Origin of the sequence: Bradyrhizobium uaiense, assembly GCF_010811875.1 — a bacterium.
In the GTDB taxonomy this organism is placed as follows: domain Bacteria; phylum Pseudomonadota; class Alphaproteobacteria; order Rhizobiales; family Xanthobacteraceae; genus Bradyrhizobium; species Bradyrhizobium uaiense.
This window is the reverse complement of record NZ_VKHP01000094.1, coordinates 1-17,158: the sequence shown is the minus strand read 5'-3', so window position 1 is coordinate 17,158 and position 17,158 is coordinate 1. Positions and strand designations below refer to the sequence as shown.

The 17,158-nt window shown below is 67.5% G+C and carries 11 protein-coding genes; 9 read left to right on the top strand and 2 right to left on the bottom strand.

Translation table 11 applies throughout. The annotated features are described in order from the left end of the window. The first annotated feature begins 39 nt into the window (after nt 1-39). From coaBC to FNJ47_RS22165, 6 genes are all read left to right on the top strand, one after another. Complete coding sequence (coaBC, locus tag FNJ47_RS22190) at nt 40-1,464, top strand: bifunctional phosphopantothenoylcysteine decarboxylase/phosphopantothenate--cysteine ligase CoaBC (RefSeq protein WP_163156864.1); 1,425 nt, start codon at nt 40-42, stop codon at nt 1,462-1,464. Further along, nucleotides 1,461-1,919 carry a dUTP diphosphatase gene (gene dut, locus FNJ47_RS22185; RefSeq protein WP_163156862.1) on the top strand — a complete coding sequence of 153 codons (459 nt, stop codon included), beginning with the start codon at nt 1,461-1,463 and terminating at the stop codon, nt 1,917-1,919. The genes coaBC and dut overlap by 4 nt, the downstream gene beginning before the upstream one ends. 546 nt (nt 1,920-2,465) lie before the next feature. Then, nucleotides 2,466-4,976 (top strand): sensor histidine kinase, encoded by a 2,511-nt coding sequence (locus FNJ47_RS22180; RefSeq protein WP_163156860.1) that lies wholly within the window; start codon nt 2,466-2,468, stop codon nt 4,974-4,976. Continuing rightward, nucleotides 4,973-6,496 (top strand): tRNA (adenosine(37)-N6)-threonylcarbamoyltransferase complex ATPase subunit type 1 TsaE, encoded by a 1,524-nt coding sequence (tsaE, locus tag FNJ47_RS22175; RefSeq protein ID WP_163156858.1) that lies wholly within the window; start codon nt 4,973-4,975, stop codon nt 6,494-6,496. Before FNJ47_RS22180 ends, tsaE begins: the two co-directional genes overlap by 4 nt. An 87-nt stretch (nt 6,497-6,583) precedes the next feature. Further along, nucleotides 6,584-6,904, top strand: a complete 321-nt coding sequence (locus FNJ47_RS22170) for a PilZ domain-containing protein (protein ID WP_163156892.1) — start codon at nt 6,584-6,586, stop codon at nt 6,902-6,904. A 128-nt stretch (nt 6,905-7,032) separates the two neighbouring features. After that, the gene (locus FNJ47_RS22165; protein ID WP_163156890.1) at nt 7,033-7,755 is read left to right on the top strand and encodes a nucleotidyltransferase family protein; all 723 of its coding nucleotides are present in this window, start codon (nt 7,033-7,035) and stop codon (nt 7,753-7,755) included. A gap of 12 nt (nt 7,756-7,767) precedes the next feature. Here FNJ47_RS22165 and FNJ47_RS22160 read toward each other — a convergent pair whose 3' ends face one another. Both FNJ47_RS22160 and FNJ47_RS22155 read right to left on the bottom strand, forming a co-directional pair. Continuing rightward, entirely contained in the window at nt 7,768-8,781 is a 1,014-nt protein-coding gene (locus FNJ47_RS22160; RefSeq protein ID WP_163156856.1) for a DUF2891 domain-containing protein, read from the bottom strand. Continuing rightward, nucleotides 8,778-9,719: a hypothetical protein gene (locus FNJ47_RS22155; RefSeq protein ID WP_165445805.1), complete on the bottom strand. Its 942-nt coding sequence runs from the start codon at nt 9,717-9,719 to the stop codon at nt 8,778-8,780. Before FNJ47_RS22155 ends, FNJ47_RS22160 begins: the two co-directional genes overlap by 4 nt. 39 nt (nt 9,720-9,758) lie before the next feature. On the opposite strand from FNJ47_RS22155, the gene FNJ47_RS22150 reads away from it, so the two are divergent. The 3 genes from FNJ47_RS22150 to addA all read left to right on the top strand — a co-directional run. Further along, on the top strand, nt 9,759-10,721 hold the full coding sequence (locus FNJ47_RS22150; protein ID WP_236000039.1) for a LysR family transcriptional regulator: 963 nt from the start codon (nt 9,759-9,761) through the stop codon (nt 10,719-10,721). A gap of 74 nt (nt 10,722-10,795) precedes the next feature. Further along, entirely contained in the window at nt 10,796-13,942 is a 3,147-nt protein-coding gene (addB, locus tag FNJ47_RS22145) for a double-strand break repair protein AddB (RefSeq protein WP_163156854.1), read from the top strand. Next, nucleotides 13,936-17,158: double-strand break repair helicase AddA (gene addA / locus FNJ47_RS22140; RefSeq protein WP_163156852.1), on the top strand; the 3,223-nt coding region annotated here is incomplete at its 3' end. The genes addB and addA, both read left to right, overlap by 7 nt.

Sequence of the window (17,158 nt, the reverse complement as noted above, 5' to 3'; positions counted from 1 at the left end):
CTATCACACTTGATTGAGCATGATGTCTGAGGGCACGCCATGGCCAGCCTGACCATCCGCAAACTCGACGACACCCTGAAGGCCTATCTGCGGCTGCGCTCCGCCAAGAACGGGCGCTCAGTTGAAGAGGAGGTCCGGGTGATCCTCCGGGAGCTTGCAGGGGGCGGTGCGGAGCCCACGGAGACGCCCACATCGGGTTCCGTGACGGTTACAGCCCCTGCTCCGCGGCCCGCCAGCGCGGCCGGCGAGCCCAAGGTGACCCTGATCATCGGCGGCGGGATTGCGGCCTACAAGGCGCTGGATCTGATCCGGCGGCTCAAGGAGCGGCACATCCAGGTCCGCTGCGTGCTGACCAAGGCGGCCCAGCAATTCGTGACCCCGCTGGCCGCCAGCGCGCTGTCGCATGAGCGCGTCTACACCGACCTGTTCGACGCCGAGAGCGAATTCGATGCCGGCCATATCCGCCTGGCGCGAGACTGCGATCTGATCGTGGTGGCGCCGGCGACCGCCGACCTGATGGCCAAGATGGCGCAGGGCCATGCCGACGACCTCGCCACCGCCACTTTGTTGGCGGCGAACCAGCCGATCCTGCTGGCGCCGGCGATGAACCCGCTGATGTGGAACAACCCGGCCACCCGCCGCAACGTGCTGCAGCTCCGCCGTGACGGCGTCCACACCATCGGCCCCAATGCGGGTGAGATGGCCGAAGCCGGCGAGGCCGGCGTCGGGCGGATGGCCGAGCCTGTCGAGATCGCCGCCGCAGCCGATCGCATGCTGCGGCCGCCGCAGCCGCGTCCGCTCGCCGGCAAGCGGGTGCTGATCACGGCCGGCCCGACCCATGAGGCGATCGATCCGGTCCGCTACATCGCCAACCGCTCGTCCGGCAAGCAGGGCTTTGCCATTGCGGCCGCCGCGCGCACCGCCGGCGCCGAGGTGGTGCTGGTGACCGGCCCGGTCGATCTCGACGATCCCCCGGGCATCTCGGTAATGCGCGTGGAGTCCGCGCGCGACATGCTGCACCGGGTCGAGGCCGCGCTGCCGGTCGACGTCGCAATCTTTGCCGCCGCGGTCGCCGACTGGCGGGTCGCCACCGAAGGCAGCCAGAAGCTGAAGAAGACCGCGGCCGGCATGCCGCCGCTGCAACTGGTCGAGAACCCCGACATCCTCGCGACGATCTCCAAGCTGAAGGAGAAGCGGCCACCGCTGGTGATCGGCTTCGCCGCCGAGACCGAGCATCTGATCGAGAACGCCAAGGCGAAGTTCGCGCGCAAGGGCTGCGACTGGATCGTCGCCAACGACGTCTCGCCGGCGACCGGCGTGATGGGCGGCGACCGCAACACCGTTCATTTGCTCTCGCGCGAGGGCAAGGACGTCACCGTCGATTCCTGGCCTGTGATGACCAAGGAAGAAGTCGCGACCGCGCTGGTGTCGCGGATCGCACGAGAAGTAGGAACCGCATCGTGAGCGCCACCATCAAGGTCGAAGTCCACCAATTGCCGCATGGCGCAGATCTGCTGCTGCCGATCTATCAGACCGCCGACGCGGCCGGCCTCGACCTGCTGGCCGCGGTGCCGCGGTCGGCGCCGCTGCTGCTGCTGCCGGGCCGCTACGAGATGGTTCCGACCGGACTAACCATCGCGCTGCCGCCCGGCTACGAGGCGCAGGTGCGGCCGCGTTCCGGGCTGGCCGCCAAATTCGGCATCACCGTGCTGAACTCGCCCGGCACGATCGATGCCGACTATCGCGGCGAGATCAACGTGCTGCTGATCAATCACGGCCAGGAGGCGTTTTCGATCCGGCGCGGCGAGCGGATCGCGCAGATGGTGATCGCGCCGGTCACAAGGGCCGAGCTGGTTCCGGTCGAGGTGTTGTCGTCCACCGATCGCGGCAGCGGCGGCTTCGGCTCGACCGGGCGCTAGAGTAACGGGCTCCACTTTACCTCGCCCCGCCTGCGGGGAGAGGCACAGGCCGCCTTCGGCGGCCGTTCTCAAGAACGCCGAAGCAGGGCTTCTGCTATGACGCATCGTTAGATGCGTTCCGGGTGAGGGGGAGCCTCCGCAAACGCAGCTCGCATTCGCTGAAACAGCCCCTCACCCCAACCCTCTCCCCGTAAGAACGGGGAGAGGGAGCGCAGCACCGTCCCGACTTGAGAAGTGTGCGGACGCCTCCGGCCGATCACGCTTCGAGCGCGCCCTCCGCACGAATACGGAGTCAATTCGCGTAAAATCCACATCGCCGGCCGCATTTTTTCACAGCGGATTCTGCGTTCACGGTCTGGACTCTTACTCGCCGAGTCCCGTTGGGATTATTCTGGATTGATTCGAGCGCGACGGGGGGTCTTCGTCGGGCTGTCGGGTCCTGCTTGGGCATGATCCCCGGACAAACGTCATACGTTTGCCGTGAGGGAACACCGGTCTCCTCTTTTCCGGATCATGCCTTAAGGTTTGTGCGTTCTGGGGCAACATATGTCGGGCGTAGTCGCGGCAATGCGTCGAACCCTGCTGTCATGCACCTCACTGGCGCGCGACGGCATGCTTGGGCTCGCCATCACCGCGTTGCTGCCGGCCCGCAATTCGTTTGCCGCCGAGAGCCTGGTGGCCCAGGCGCTGTCGGATCACCTCGGCTTCAACCACCAGGAGATCGCGGTTCTCGCGACGTCGTTCGCGCTGGTCGGTTTCTCCGCCGTCGCCGCCATCCTGTTGATGCGCACCCGCTTGCGGGCGACGAGGGCCGAGGAGCAGCTGCAGTCCGAGATCACCGATCTGCAAGCGCAATCGGACCGGCTGCGCGCGCTGCTGTTCGTCGAGCCGCAGGTCCTGATCTCCTGGGCCGCGGGTGACAACCGGCCGCAGATCTCGGGCGACATCTCGCTGGTGATGTCGCAGGAGAGTTCGCCGCAACGCGTCCTCGCCTTCGGAACCTGGCTGCCGCCCGAGCCGGCGCTGCAGATGGACCACGCCGTCGACGCGCTGCGCGAGAAGGGCGAGGCGTTCCTGCTCAACCTCTCGACCTCGGCCGGCCGCGCGATCGAGGCGATGGGCCGCGCGATCGGGGGACAAGCCATCGTGCGGATCCGCGAGCTCGGCGGCCTGCGCCGCGAGCTTGCCGAATCCAACCTGCGCTACAAGACGCTGCAGGAGGAGACCGAGCTGCTGCGCGATTTCGCTGCCGCCGCGCCATGGCCGATCTGGGCCAAGAGCCTCGAGGGCAATCTGCGCTATGCCAACGCGGCCTATGTCCGCGCCACCGAGGGCAAGAGCGTGTCGGATGCGCTCCAGCGCAATCTCGAACTGCTCGAAAGCGACCAGCGCACCGAACTGACCCGCGCGCTGAACGACAATGCCAATTATGCCGCGCGGCTGCCGATCGTGGTCAGCGGCGAGCGGCGGATCTACGACGTGCAGGCGCTGAAGCTCTCCGGCGGCAGCGCCGGGATCGCGATCGACGCCAGCGAGGCCGCGGCGCTGCGCGCGGCGATCGCGCGAATGATCGAAGCGCACCGGCGTACCCTCGACCAATTGTCCTCGGGCGTCGCGGTGTTCGATGCCGACCGGCGGCTCACCTTCTACAACGAATCCTATCGGCGGCTGTGGGGCCTCGACCAGGCCTTCCTCGACAGCAATCCCGACGATTCCAGCGTGCTCGACCGGCTCCGCGCCAACCGCAAGCTGCCCGAGCAGCCGGATTTCCGTGCCTGGAAGGCCAAGCTGCACGAGGCCTATCGCGCTGTCGAAGCCGAGACCTACACCTGGTTCCTGCCCGACGGCCGCGCCATCAGCGTCGTCACCACACCGAACCTCGAAGGCGGCGTCACCTATCTGTTCGACAATGTCACCGAGAGCCTCGACCTCGCCCGCCGCTACGACCGCCTGACCCGGGTGCAGCGCGAGACCCTGGACAATCTCAGTGAAGCGGTCGCGGTGTTCGGCAGCAACGGCCGCGCCGAATTGTTCAACCCGCCATTCGCCAAGATGTGGAAGCTGCCGGCCGACGCGCTGCAGGACGAACCGCACATCGAGGCGGTGGAAGCATTGTGCAGGCCGCTGTTCGACGACGCCTTGACCTGGCGAACGCTGCGCGAGCAGATCACCGCGATCGAGAACCGCGCCCAGGTCGCGCTCAAGCTCGAGCGCAAGGACGGCAGCGTGCTGAATTGCATGACCATCCCGCTGCCCGACGGCAAGACCTTGCTGGCCTTCCAGGACATCTCGGACACCGAGAATGTCGAGCGGGCGCTGCGCGAGCGCAACGAGGCGCTGGAAACCGCCGACCAGATGAAGGTGGATTTCGTCCACCACGTCTCCTACGAGCTGCGCGCACCGCTCACCACCATCATCGGCTTCGCGCATTTCCTCAGCGATCCCTCGACCGGGCCGCTGACGCCGAAGCAGGCCGAATATCTCGACTACGTCACCAAATCGACCAATGCGCTGCTGGCGCTGACCAACAACATTCTCGACCTCGCCACCATCGACGCCGGCGCGATGAAGCTCGAGCTCGGCCCGGTCAATATCGGCCAGGCGATCGAGGCCGCTGCGGAAGGCATCCAGGATCGCCTCGCGACCGACCGCATCACGCTCAAGGTCGATATCGAGCCCAATATCGGCGCTTTCGTCGGCGACGAGCGGCGCGTGGTGCAGGTGCTCTACAATCTGCTAGCCAACGCCGTCGGCTTCTCGCCGCATGACGCCACCGTCACGATCAGCGCGCACCGCACCGAGCACAGCGTGGTGTTCGCGGTGACCGATGCCGGCCCCGGCATTCCAGCCGAGATGCGCGACAAGGTGTTCAACTGGTTCGAGAGCCATTCCCATGGCTCGCGCCATCGCGGCGCCGGGCTCGGCCTATCGCTGGTCCGCTCCTTCGTCGAACTGCATGGCGGACGGGTGCGCGTCGATTCGACCGTAGGCCGCGGCACGACCGTGACCTGCGACTTCCCGATCGACCAGACCGCACACCGCAACGCCGCGGAATGACGGCGACCTCGACATTCTCGGTGGCGCTCGCGAACGAAACCGCGACGTCAGAGCTGATGGCCGACCTCGCACTCCTGATCGGCGCCGGCGACGTCATCACGCTCTCGGGCGACCTCGGCGCCGGCAAGACCGCGGCCGCCCGCGCGCTGATCCGCTACCTCGCCGCCGACGATGCGCTGGAGGTGCCGAGCCCGACCTTCACGCTGGCGCAGAGCTACGAGCTGCCGTCGTTTCCGCTCGTCCACGCCGACCTCTACCGCATCAACGATGCCAGCGAACTCGAGGAGATCGGGCTGTCGCCGCTGCCCGATGATATCGTGGCGCTGATCGAATGGCCGGAACGTGCGCCCGACGCGATGCCCGCCGACCGCATCGACATCGCGTTCAGCCATCGGCCGGCGCTCGGCTCGGCCGCACGCGCAGCCGAGATCACCGGCCATGGCAAGGCCGCGGCGAAGGTCGCGCGGCTCAACGAGCTGCGCCACTTCCTCGATCGCGCGGGCTACCTCAACGCCCGCCGCGAACGGATGCCGGGCGATGCCTCGACCCGCTCCTATGCGCGGCTGCGCAACGACGACGGCACCGTCATCCTGATGAACTCGCCGCGTCGCCCCGACGGTCCCGCGATCTACAACGGCAGGCCTTACAGCGCGGCGGTGCATCTCGCCGAGGACGTCAGGCCGTTCGTCGCGATCGGAAACGGCCTGCGCAAGCATGGCTTCTCTGCGCCCGCGATCCGCCACATCGACCTCGAATCGGGCTTCCTGATCACCGAGGATCTCGGCGCCGAAGGCGTGATCGAGGGCGATCCGCCACAGCCGATCGCCGAGCGCTATGAGGCCGCCGTCGACATGCTGGCGGCGCTGCATCGCGAGGCGCTGCCCGGCACGCTGCCGCTGACATCGGATGAGAGCTACGACATCCCGGTGTTCGATATCGACGCCTGGCTGATCGAGATCGGGCTGATGCTGGAATGGTACCTGCCCGACCGCGGCGTGCAGGTAAGCGAGGAGATGCGCGCCGAATTCCTCGGGATGTGGCGCGGCCTGCTGCAAAAGCCCGCCGCGGCGCCGCAGACCTGGGTGATCCGCGACTTCCATTCGCCGAACATCATCTGGCTTGCCGAGCGCACCGGCATCCTGCGTGTCGGCATCATCGACTTCCAGGACGCGCTGCTCGGCCCTGCGGCCTATGACGTGGTGTCGCTGCTGCAGGACGCGCGGATCGACGTGCCGGAGCAGCTCGAACTGTCGCTCTTGACCCGCTACATCAAGGCTCGGCGCGCCACCGACGAGAGCTTCGATCCCGCCGGCTTCGCCGAGCTCTATGCGATCATGTCGGCGCAGCGGAACACCCGCCTGCTCGGTACCTTTGCGCGGCTCAATCGCCGCGACGGCAAGCCGCAATATCTGAAGCACCAGCCGCGGATCTGGACCTATCTCGAACGGTCGCTGGCCCATCCGGCGCTGGCCACCTTCCGTATCTGGTACACAGCCAACGTCCCTCCTCCAGTACCTTAGTTTACGGGTTGTTAGCGTTGGCTCCCCTAAGGTCGCGGAGGCTGCATGTCATCCATGGCGCGGCCGGATCGGGAGCGGGACCACACGATGGGGACGGAACGACGCAAGGGCGATCGTGTCACGTTTGAGCGCGGCATAGCCGCGCACATGATGGGCATTGACGGCACCTGGCGGCGCGACTGCACCATGGAAGACGTGTCGGAGACGGGCGCCAAGCTCTCCGTCGACGGCTCGGTCGAGGGCCTGAACCTGAAGGAGTTCTTTCTGCTGCTGTCGTCCACAGGATTGGCCTATCGCCGCTGCGAGCTGGCGTGGGTCAATGGCGACCAGATCGGCGTCAACTTCCTCAAACAAGGCGACAAGAAGAAGAAAACTGCCAAACGCGGCGCGCAGGCAGCCGACGTCTAGGCCATCGTCGTCATTAATGCCGTCTTACGGCCGTCATGTCTCGTGACTATGGCGTCTGATTGATGTGCTTGCCGAATCGCCGTGATATGATCGGCGCATGAGAGATGATGACCGAGAATATCCGTAAAATGCCCGTCACTCCCCATAAAGCCATGGTGCTCGCTGCGGGCCTCGGTGTCCGCATGCGCCCGCTGACCAACACGATGCCCAAGCCACTGGTCAGCGTCGCCGGTCAGCCGTTGCTCGACCATGTGCTCGACAAGCTCGCCGGCGCCGGCGTCACCGAAGCCGTCGTCAACGTGCATTATCTGCCCGACCAGATCATCGAGCACGTCAAGACCCGAAGCCGCCCGCGCGTGATCATTTCCGACGAACGCGACCAGGTGCTCGGCACCGGCGGCGCTGTGGTGAAGGCGCTGCCGCTGCTCGGCGATGCGCCGTTCTATCATCTCAATGCCGACACGATGTGGATCGACGGCGTGCGCTCCAACCTCGCGCGGCTGGCGGAAGCCTTCGATCCGGCGCGGATGGATATCCTGCTGCTGATGGCGCCGACCGCCTCGAGCATCGGCTACAGCGGCCGCGGCGACTACTCGATGCTGCCGGATGGCGCGCTGCGCAAGCGACGCGAGCACCAGGTGGTGCCGTTCGTCTATGCCGGCGCTGCAATCATGTCGCCGGCGCTATTCACCGATGCTCCGGCCGGCGAATTCTCGCTGACCAAGATGTTTGATCGCGCCAACGAACAGGAACGGCTGTTTGGTCTGCGCCTCGACGGCGTCTGGATGCATGTCGGAACCCCCGACGCGATCCAGGCCGCGGAAGAAGCCTTCCTGGAAAGCGTCGCGTAAACGTCGCCGCCCTCAGGCTTCGGCGTCGATCGCGAGCACCGCGAAGCTCGCAAGCCAATGCTCTCCCATATAGTCGCCGGCGATATGCGGCAGGCCGGCGTCGAGATGGCTTCGCGCAGCCTCCAGCAGGATCGGGCGGCGGGCATCGGCCTCCGGCAACGCGCCTGCCAGCGCGCGCCAGCACCATGCGCGGCTGAGATTGAGTCCATCGAGATGCGCAAGCTTGCCGTCCGTGCGATCGGTGACCGTGGCCGGCCGGAACAAGGTCGTGGGCTCGTGTTGCGCAAGCCGCGGCAGGAAGCGATCGAACCAGGGCAGGAAGTCGATGGGTGATAGCAGCCGGCGCATGCACTCCGCTTCGATCAGCGCGGACGACTGGAAATCGTCGCCGCTCGGCTCGCCCCAGGCGGGGCAGTCCCGGTCGGCGCCGTACCAGCGCAGCGCCGTCTCGCGCAGCAGCGCGCCGAACGCCGCATCCTGTGTCGCTGCCGCGTAGTCGGCGGCCATGCGTAGCCCGAACGCGGTGTTGAAATGCGTGCCGACCCGCACCGGATAGGTGGCGAGCGGCAGGAAATCGCGAAAGCGCTGCGCGAAGATCTCGGCGAGCGGCGCGATCCGGTCGCGCCAACGGACGTCGTCGAGCAGCGAAAGCTCCGCCGCGAGCTTCAACAGCCAACCCCAGCCGTAAGGCCGCTTGAAGCCGCGCGCCGTCGGCGCGGCCAGATAGGCGCATTCGGCCGCGATCTTCTCCGCAACGAACTGCGCGTCGAACAGCGCGCGGATATCGCCTGCCGCTTCGGATGCCGGATATCGGCGCAGCAACCGGGCGAGCATCCAGTAGCTGTGGACGCAGGAGTGCCAGTCGTAGCTGCCGAAGAACACCGGATGCAGCTCGCGCGGCGTGCGCGCATCCTGCGGCCCCGCCAGCACGTGATCCGGCTTGTTCGGGTATTCGCGCGTGACATGGCCGAGCGCGATACGGGCGAAACGAACCGCGAGGTCTTCGGTCAGGATGGTCTCGCTCATGGTGAGGCTTCTTCCTTTCGCGCACGCCGAACCAGCATCTCGATCAGGCGCGGCGTCATATAGATGGGAAACTGTGTGGCCGCGAAGAACAGCGCCGTCATCGGCGACACCGCCGCACCCATCGCCGACCAGACCAGTCCGACATTGCGATTGCCGAGAACGAGGCCCGTGGTCAACCGCTCGGCGAGCGGACCCGGCGTGAGCAGCGCGCCAAGCGCTTGCAAACCAAGATTGCAGGCGAACGCAAGGCCGACGCAGGTTGCCGCCGCGATCGGCTGCGTCTCGATCTGCGTACGCACCCCGGCCATGGTGGCAATTGCAAACACCAGTAACGAGGCGAGCACGAGAGCATCGATGGTGCGCGAATACTGCACCAATCGTGCAGCGGCCTGACGGCGCAGCAGCAACGCCAGCGCGCCGGCGCCGCCGACCAGCAGCGCGAGCCGCGTCGCGAGCGCCAGCGGATCGAGTGCGAGATCGGCAAATCCCGCCGCGATCAGCGGCACCGTGACCGGCGCCAGCGCCATCGACAGCAGCGTCACGGCTAGCGGAATGGTGGCGTCGAAGCCGAGCATGCGTGCGACCGCCGCCGTGCCGCTCGACGGCGGCGCGCAGACCGACAGCACCAGCGCGACGATCAGTTCGGCCTGCAATCCCGCGCCGCGCGCTGCGAAGGCGACCGCAAGCGGGCAGACCAGCATCGCGAGCACGGGGAGCAGCAGCCAGACCAGCGGCCGCCGCAACGCGCGCCGGAACGCCGCGCCGTCGATCTGGAGAAAGGTGCCGAACACCAGGACGAAGATCGCCGCCGCCATCAGCGGGCGCACGGCATCCGCCAGGGCAGGGACAGCCAGCCCGGCCAGCACGCCGATGATCAGCAATGTCGGCCCGCTCGGCACCAACCTCGCCAATCGCGTCAGATCTTTTGGTCTCGTCATCATCGCCTGCCGGCCAGCATAGGCCCGGGCAAATCATTGTTGAAATCGATTATTTCTATATACATTATTGCTGTCATGAATTTAGCTGCTGTCGATCTCAACCTGCTGGTCGCCTTCGAAGCGCTGATGGAGGAGCGCCACGTCACCCGTGCGGCCGAGCGCATCGGCCTCGCCCAGCCGTCGATGAGCAGCGCGCTGCGGAGGCTACGCGCATTGTTTGCGGACGAGCTGTTCCTGCGTGCCGGCACAGGCATGCAGCCGACCGAAAGGGCGTTGGCACTGGCCGGACCGATCGGCGAAGCGTTGCGACAGATCAGGGGCGCGCTGGCGCCCGATCAGGGCTTCGACCCGTCGACGGCGCGACGGCGCATCACCATCGCCGCAACCGACTATGGTGATCTCGTCCTGGTGCCGGAACTGACCCGCTTGTTGCGCATGGAGGCACCCAACATCGACCTCGCGGTGCGTCCGTTGACCGACGCGACGGCGGCGCTGGCGAAAATGGAGCGCGGCGAACTCGATGCGCTGATCGGCGGCCACCTGCCGGAGTCGCCACGCTCGGTCCGGCACCGGCTGTTCGAGGAGCGCTTCGTCTGCATCCGCGATGCGGCGCGCGCCAATCAATCCGAACGCCTGAACCTGCAAGACTATGCAGCCCTGCCGCACGCGCTGTTCTCGGCGGCCGGCGGCGATGGGCTGCCGAGTGTGATTGACGCGCTGCTGGCGCGCCATGGAGTGAAGCGACGGGTGGCCGTGACGCTGGCGCATGTGGTGGCCGTTCCCTTCGCCGTCACAGGCACCGATCTCGTCGCCACCATGGCCGAGCGCGTCGCCCGCCTCTTCACGCATCTCGCCGAAATTGCCGTGGTCGTGCCGCCGCTCGACATCCCCGCCTTCGCGATCGACCTGATCCATCTCAGCCGCGCGACTGACGATCCGGCGCTGCGCTGGTTCCTGGATGCCGTTGATCGCTGCGCCCGTCCGATTGCGATAATCAGCTGACACGGTTGAGCGTGAGGGGTGGCTAACGGCGGCCGCCGCTCCCTATATTGGCGCCTGATCGAATCAGGCAGCCCATGCGCGTTTTCAGCGTTCCCGTTTCTGCGCCGTTCCTACGCACCGTCATCGCGGCGCTGGTCGACGGCCGGCTTGTCCCGGGATTCGAGGCGCGCAACGATCCCGCCAAGCTCGCCAACGCCACGCTCTATCTGCCGACCCGCCGCGCCGGGCGGCTTGCGCGTGAAATCTTCCTCGATGTGCTCGATTCCGACGCCGCGGTGCTGCCGCGCATCGTCGCGCTCGGCGAGATCGACGAGGACGAGCTTGCCTTCGCGGACCAGGGCGACGACGTCGGCGGCGCTGCGCCGCTGGAGATCCCGCCCCGGCTCGGCGAACTCGAGCGTCGGCTGACCTTGGCGCATCTGGTCGCGGCCTGGGCAAAGACGCCGGTGTCGGCGCCGCTGGTGGTCGGCGGCCCGGCCTCGACGTTGCAGCTCGCCGGCGACCTGGCGCGGCTGATGGACGACATGGTGACGCGCGGCGTCGACTGGCGCGCGCTCGACCGCCTGGTGCCGGACCAGCTCGACAAATACTGGCAGCACTCGCTCGACTTCCTGCGCATCGCGCGCGACGCCTGGCCGAACTACCTCAAGGAGATCAGCCGGATCGAACCTGCGGCGCGCCGCGATCTGCTGATCGAGGCCGAAGCGGCACGACTGACCGCGCATCCCACGGGTCCGGTGATCGCCGCCGGTTCGACCGGCTCGATGCCGGCGACGGCCAAATTCCTCCACGCGGTGGCGAAGCTTCCGAACGGCGCCGTGGTGCTGCCCGGACTTGACGTCGACCTGGACGAGGACAGCTGGGACACGATCGGCGGCGAGCGCGGCGACGACGGCAGATTCAAGACGCCGCCCTCGTCGAACCACCCGCAATTCGCGATGCACGCGCTGCTCGACCGCTTCGGCATCAAGCGCCGCGATGTCGAGAGCCTCGCTCAGCCTGCGCCGCTTGGTCGCGAGGTGCTGGTGTCGGAGACGATGCGTCCCTCGACAGCCACGGCACAATGGCACGACCGGCTGGAGCGGCCCGAGATCGTGGCGCGGATTTCCGCCGGGATGACTGACCTCACCGTGGTCGAGGCGCCCAACCCGGAGATGGAGGCGCTGGCCATTGCAGTTGCGATGCGCGAGGCGCGGCATCTCGGCAAATCGGCCGCGCTGGTGACGCCGGATCGCGCGCTGGCACGCCGCGTGATGGCGTCGCTGACCCGCTGGAATCTGGAATTCGACGATTCCGGCGGCGATGCGCTGATCGAAACGCCGGCCGGCGTGTTCGCCCGCCTCACCGCGGAGGCCGCAGCCAATGGGCTGGAGCCGCCGACATTGCTCGCGCTGCTCAAGCATCCGCTGTTCCGGCTCGGAGGTACGCATGGCGCGCTGAAGCGCACGATCGAGGTGCTGGAGATCGCGCTGCTGCGCGGCACCCGGCCGCAAGCCGGAACCGGTGGCCTCGCCCGCGACTTCGCGCGCTTCCGTGCCGAACTGGTCAAGCTGCACGGCGGCGAGACCTCGTCGCTGCACGCCATGGAGCCGCGCGCCCGGCTGCGCGACAACGAGCTCAACCAGGCGCAGGATCTGATCGCCAGGTTGCAGGCAGCGCTGGCGCCGCTGGAAGGCATGGCGTCGTCAAAGCCGTATGATTTCGCCGAACTGGCAGCGCGCCACCGCGAAGCGCTGATCGCGCTGTCGGCCGACCCAAACGGCGTTGCTGTCGTGTTCGAGGAACGCGCCGGCGCGTCGCTGGCGTCCGCGTTCGACGAGCTGCTTGCCAAGCAGCAGCCGAGCGGGCTGATGACGCCGCTGTCAGATTATCCCGAGGTGTTCCAGACCGCGTTCGCCGACCGCATGGTGCGGCGGCCGGAATCGGCGCGCGCGCAGCTCAACATCTTCGGCCAGCTCGAAGCGCGCCTGACCGAATCCGATCGAATCATCCTCGGCGGCCTGGTCGAGGGCGTCTGGCCGCCGGCGCCGCGGATCGATCCGTGGTTGAGCCGGCCGATGCGGCACGAGCTCCGGCTCGATCTTCCCGAACGGCGCATCGGCCTCTCCGCGCACGACTTCGCGCAGCTGCTGGGCCATGACGAGGTGATCCTCACCCATGCCGCCAAGGTCGGCGGAGCGCCGGCGGTCGCCTCGCGCTTCCTGCATCGGCTTGAAGCGGTTGCGGGCGAAGCGCGCTGGAAAGCCGCCACATCGGCCGGCGAAACCTACGTGCAATATGCCGCCGAGCTCGACCGGCCCGCCAAGGTCGAGCCGATCCCGCAGCCGGAGCCGCGGCCACCGCGCGAGGCGCGTCCGCTGAAAATGTCGGTGACCGCGATCGAGGACTGGCTGCGCGATCCCTACACGATCTATGCGCGCTATATCCTCAAGCTCGATCCGCTCGATCCCGTCGACATGCCGCTGTCGGCGGCCGATCGCGGCTCGGCAATCCACGAATCGCTCGGCGAGTTCACACAAACTTACGCCGACGCGCTGCCCGACGACATCAAGAGCGCGCTGCGCGACATCGGGGCCAAGCATTTCGCGCCACTGATGGAGCGGCCCGAGGCCCGTGCGCTGTGGTGGCCGCGCTTCCAGCGCATTGCGGCGTGGTTCGCCGAATGGGAACAGGCACGGCGCGGCAGTATCGCTGCGATCAAGGCCGAGATCCGCGGCGAGATCGGCATTCCCCTCGACGATGCCAGGACATTCGTGCTTTCCGCGCGCGCCGACCGCATCGAGCGGCGTGACGATGGCAGCTTTGCGATCCTCGACTACAAGACCGGCCAGCCGCCGACCGGCAAGCAGGTGCGCATGGGCCTGTCGCCGCAGCTGACGCTGGAAGCCGCGATCCTGCGCGAGGGTGGCTTTGCCGAGATCCCGGCGGACTCCTCGGTCGGCGACCTCGTCTATGTCCGGCTGAGCGGCAACAACCCACCGGGCGAGCAGCGTTCGCTGGAGCTGAAGATCAAGACCAGCGATACGCCGCAGCCGCCCGACGAAGCCGCCGACAGCGCGCGGCGCAAGCTGGAAGCCCTGATCCGCGCCTTCGACGATGAGAGCCAAGCCTACACCTCGCTGAACCTCTCGATGTGGGCGAACCGCTACGGCGCCTATGACGACCTCGCGCGCATCAAGGAATGGTCCGCGGCCGGCGGCCTGGGGATCGAGGAATGGTGAAGGCAGCGCGTCCCATCCCGCCGGCGGTGCGCGATGCGCAGGCGCGCGCGTCCGATCCGAAAGCGTCGACCTTCGTCTCGGCCAATGCCGGCTCGGGCAAGACCCATGTGCTGGTCCAGCGCGTCATCCGCCTTTTGCTGTCGGGCGTGCCGCCGGAAAAGATCCTCTGCATCACCTTCACCAAGGCTGCCGCGGCGAACATGGCCGAGCGCGTATTCACGACGCTCGGCCATTGGGTGACGCTCGACGACGATGCGCTCAACGCGGCGATCCGCGAGGCCGGCATCGCGCATCCGGATTCGAGGCTCCGCAGGGAAGCACGCAAACTGTTTGCCTGCGCGCTGGAGACGCCCGGCGGGTTGAAGGTGCAGACCATCCACGCGCTGTGCACGCGCCTGCTGCAACAGTTCCCGTTCGAGGCCAACGTGCCGGCGCGCTTCGCCGTGCTCGACGACCGCGACCAGAACGAGATGATGGAACGCGCCAATCTCGCGGTGTTCCTCGAGGCGTCGCGGATTCCCGACAGTCCCATCGGCCGCGCGCTGCGGACCGCGATGGCAAATGCGGCCGACGTCACCTTCAAGGAGGTGGTGCGCGAAGCCTGCCTCAGCCGCGATCACTTCATGGCCTGGACCGACGCCGCCGGCAACGCCACGGCTGCCGCCGCGCAGATGTCCGCCGCGCTCGGCGTTTCCGCCGATATTCGTATTGAGGATGTCGAGCGCGAGATCGTCGACGGCCCGAACCTGCCGCGAACAAGCTGGAAGGAGATGGCCACGCTGCTCGATACCAGCAGCAAGGCGGATCAGAAGCAGGCCGAGCGACTGCGGGGCGCGCTGACCTTTACCGGCGCGGCCCAGGTTGAAGAATATCTCGGCGTCTTCCTGACCGACGACCGCGCGCCGCGCGCCTCTGTCGTCACCAACAATTTCATCAAGAAGAATGCTGTCGCAGGCCGCCGGTTCGAAGCGGAGGTCGACCGTCTCGGCCCCTTGATCGAGCGCCGCCGCGCCGTGGTCGCGCGCGACCGCACCGAGGCGCTGATCCACATCGCGACCGCGGCCGCCGCGCATTACCGGCGTGAGAAGCTGGAACGCGGCCTGCTCGACTATGACGACCTGATCGACAAGACGCTCGCGATGCTCGATCGCGTTTCCTCCGGCTGGGTGCATTACAAGCTCGACCGCGGCGTCGACCACGTGCTGATCGACGAGGCGCAGGACACCAGCCCGCGGCAATGGGACATCGTCGCGCATATCATCTCGGAGTTCACCTCCGGCGCCGGCGCGCGCGATGGCCTGGTGCGCACGGTGTTTGCGGTCGGTGACGAGAAGCAGTCGATCTTCTCGTTCCAGGGTGCCGCGCCACGCGAATTCGACCTGCGCCGGCGCGAGCTGAAGCGGCGGTTCGAGGAAGCCGGGCTGAAATTCGACCCGGTGTCGTTCACCTATTCGTTCCGCTCGGGGCCGGTGATCCTGCATTCGGTCGACCATGTCTTCCGCGAGCAGGAGGTCTTCCGCAGCATCCATGCGGTCGAGAACGGTTATCCGATCCACAATGCGATGGCCGATGCCGGTCCCAGCCTGATCGAGCTCTGGGATCTCGCGGTTGCCGATGATCGCCAGGACATCGAGGGCTGGCGCGCACCGTTCGACGGCGTCTCGGTGACGAGTCCCGAGGTGAAGCTTTCACGGCGCATCCAGGCCGAGATCAAGCGCCTCGTCACCAGCGGCACCATGACCGGCAGCGCGGGCGGGCGGCGGCCGCTGCGCTACGGCGACATGCTGATCCTGGTGCGACGGCGCGGCAACGCCTTCGACGCTGTCATCCAGGCGCTGAAGCATGCCAACATCCCGGTCGCCGGCGCCGACCGGCTGAAGCTGACCGAGCACATCGCGATCATCGACCTGATGAACCTCGCCGACGCGCTGCTGCTGCCGCAGGACGACCTTGCGCTCGCGGTGGCGCTGAAGAGCCCACTGTTCGGCCTCGACGACGACGATCTGTTCAAGCTGGCGTATCAGCGCCGCGGCTCGCTGCGCGAGGCACTGACCGCGCAGGCGCCGACCGACGAACGATTCGCAGCCGCGCTGCGCCGTCTCGAACAATGCGAGCGCCGCTTCACCGAGGAGACGCCGTTCGCGTTCTACGCCTGGCTGCTCGGCGGCGACGGCGGGCGCGCGCGGATCCTGCGCCGGCTCGGCCACGAGGCCAACGATGCGCTCGACGAATTCCTCGAGCTCGCGCTGGGCTATGAGCGCAAGGCGCCCGCTTCGCTGCAAGGCTTCGTCGCCTGGCTGCGCGCCGCCGACACCGAGGTGAAGCGCGACATGGAGATTTCGCGCGACGAGGTTCGCGTGATGACCGTGCACGGCGCCAAGGGCCTCGAGGCATCGGTGGTGTTCCTGGTCGACACCACGACCTCGCCGTCGGACACGCAGCGGCTGCGGCTGATCCATCTGCCGCAGGGCAATGCCGCGCCGAATGCGCCCGGCGTCGTGGTATGGGCCGGCAAGAAGGCGGAGGATCCGCCCGGCGTGGCCGACGCGCGCAGGGCGATGCTCGGCGACACCGAGGACGAATATCGCCGCCTGCTCTATGTCGCGATGACGCGCGCCGCCGACCGGCTGATCGTCGGCGGCTGCATGCCCGGCAACATGAGCACGGTGCGCAAATCCTCCTGGTACGATCTGATCACCAAGGGGCTCGCCAATTCCGGGCTCAAGCTCGAGGAGATCGAGACGCCGGCCGGCAAGGTGATGCGCTATTCGCGGCCGGACGACGTCGCCGATCTCACCGGCGCGACCGCATCAACGGCTGAGGCGCCGATTGCGCTGCCGTCCTGGCTGCATGCTGCGGCCGCGCCCGAAGCCGCCGCCGCGGGCGTGCTGCGCCCGTCCGATCCGGCTGACGGCGATGGCCATCCGATCCGAACCGGCGAATCGGTGCTGCTGCGCGCCCGCGCCCTGCAACGCGGCACGCTGGTGCATCGCCTGCTGCAATCGCTGCCCGATGTCGCGGTGGAACGACGGCTCGGCGCGGCGCTCGGCTATCTTGCGCGCAACGCCGATGGCTGGAGCGAGGAAGAGCGCGTGGCGCTGGCTCGGCAGGTAGTCGCCCTGACCGTCGATCTGCGCTTCGCGCCGGTGTTTGCCCCCGGCAGCCGTGCCGAGGTTTCGATCGTGGGCCGGCTGGCGCTGCCGGGCCGGCCGAAGG

Bases quoted from the DNA above. Each gene is read 5' to 3' on its own strand.
- coaBC (WP_163156864.1), top strand. From the start codon at position 40: ATGGCCAGCCTGACCATCCGCAAACTCGACGACACCCTGAAGGCCTAT.
- FNJ47_RS22180 (WP_163156860.1), top strand. From the start codon at position 2,466: ATGTCGGGCGTAGTCGCGGCAATGCGTCGAACCCTGCTGTCATGCACC.
- tsaE (WP_163156858.1), top strand. From the start codon at position 4,973: ATGACGGCGACCTCGACATTCTCGGTGGCGCTCGCGAACGAAACCGCG.
- FNJ47_RS22170 (WP_163156892.1), top strand. From the start codon at position 6,584: ATGGGGACGGAACGACGCAAGGGCGATCGTGTCACGTTTGAGCGCGGC.
- FNJ47_RS22165 (WP_163156890.1), top strand. From the start codon at position 7,033: ATGCCCGTCACTCCCCATAAAGCCATGGTGCTCGCTGCGGGCCTCGGT.
- FNJ47_RS22160 (WP_163156856.1), bottom strand. From the start codon at position 8,781: ATGAGCGAGACCATCCTGACCGAAGACCTCGCGGTTCGTTTCGCCCGT.
- FNJ47_RS22155 (WP_165445805.1), bottom strand. From the start codon at position 9,719: ATGACGAGACCAAAAGATCTGACGCGATTGGCGAGGTTGGTGCCGAGC.
- addB (WP_163156854.1), top strand. From the start codon at position 10,796: ATGCGCGTTTTCAGCGTTCCCGTTTCTGCGCCGTTCCTACGCACCGTC.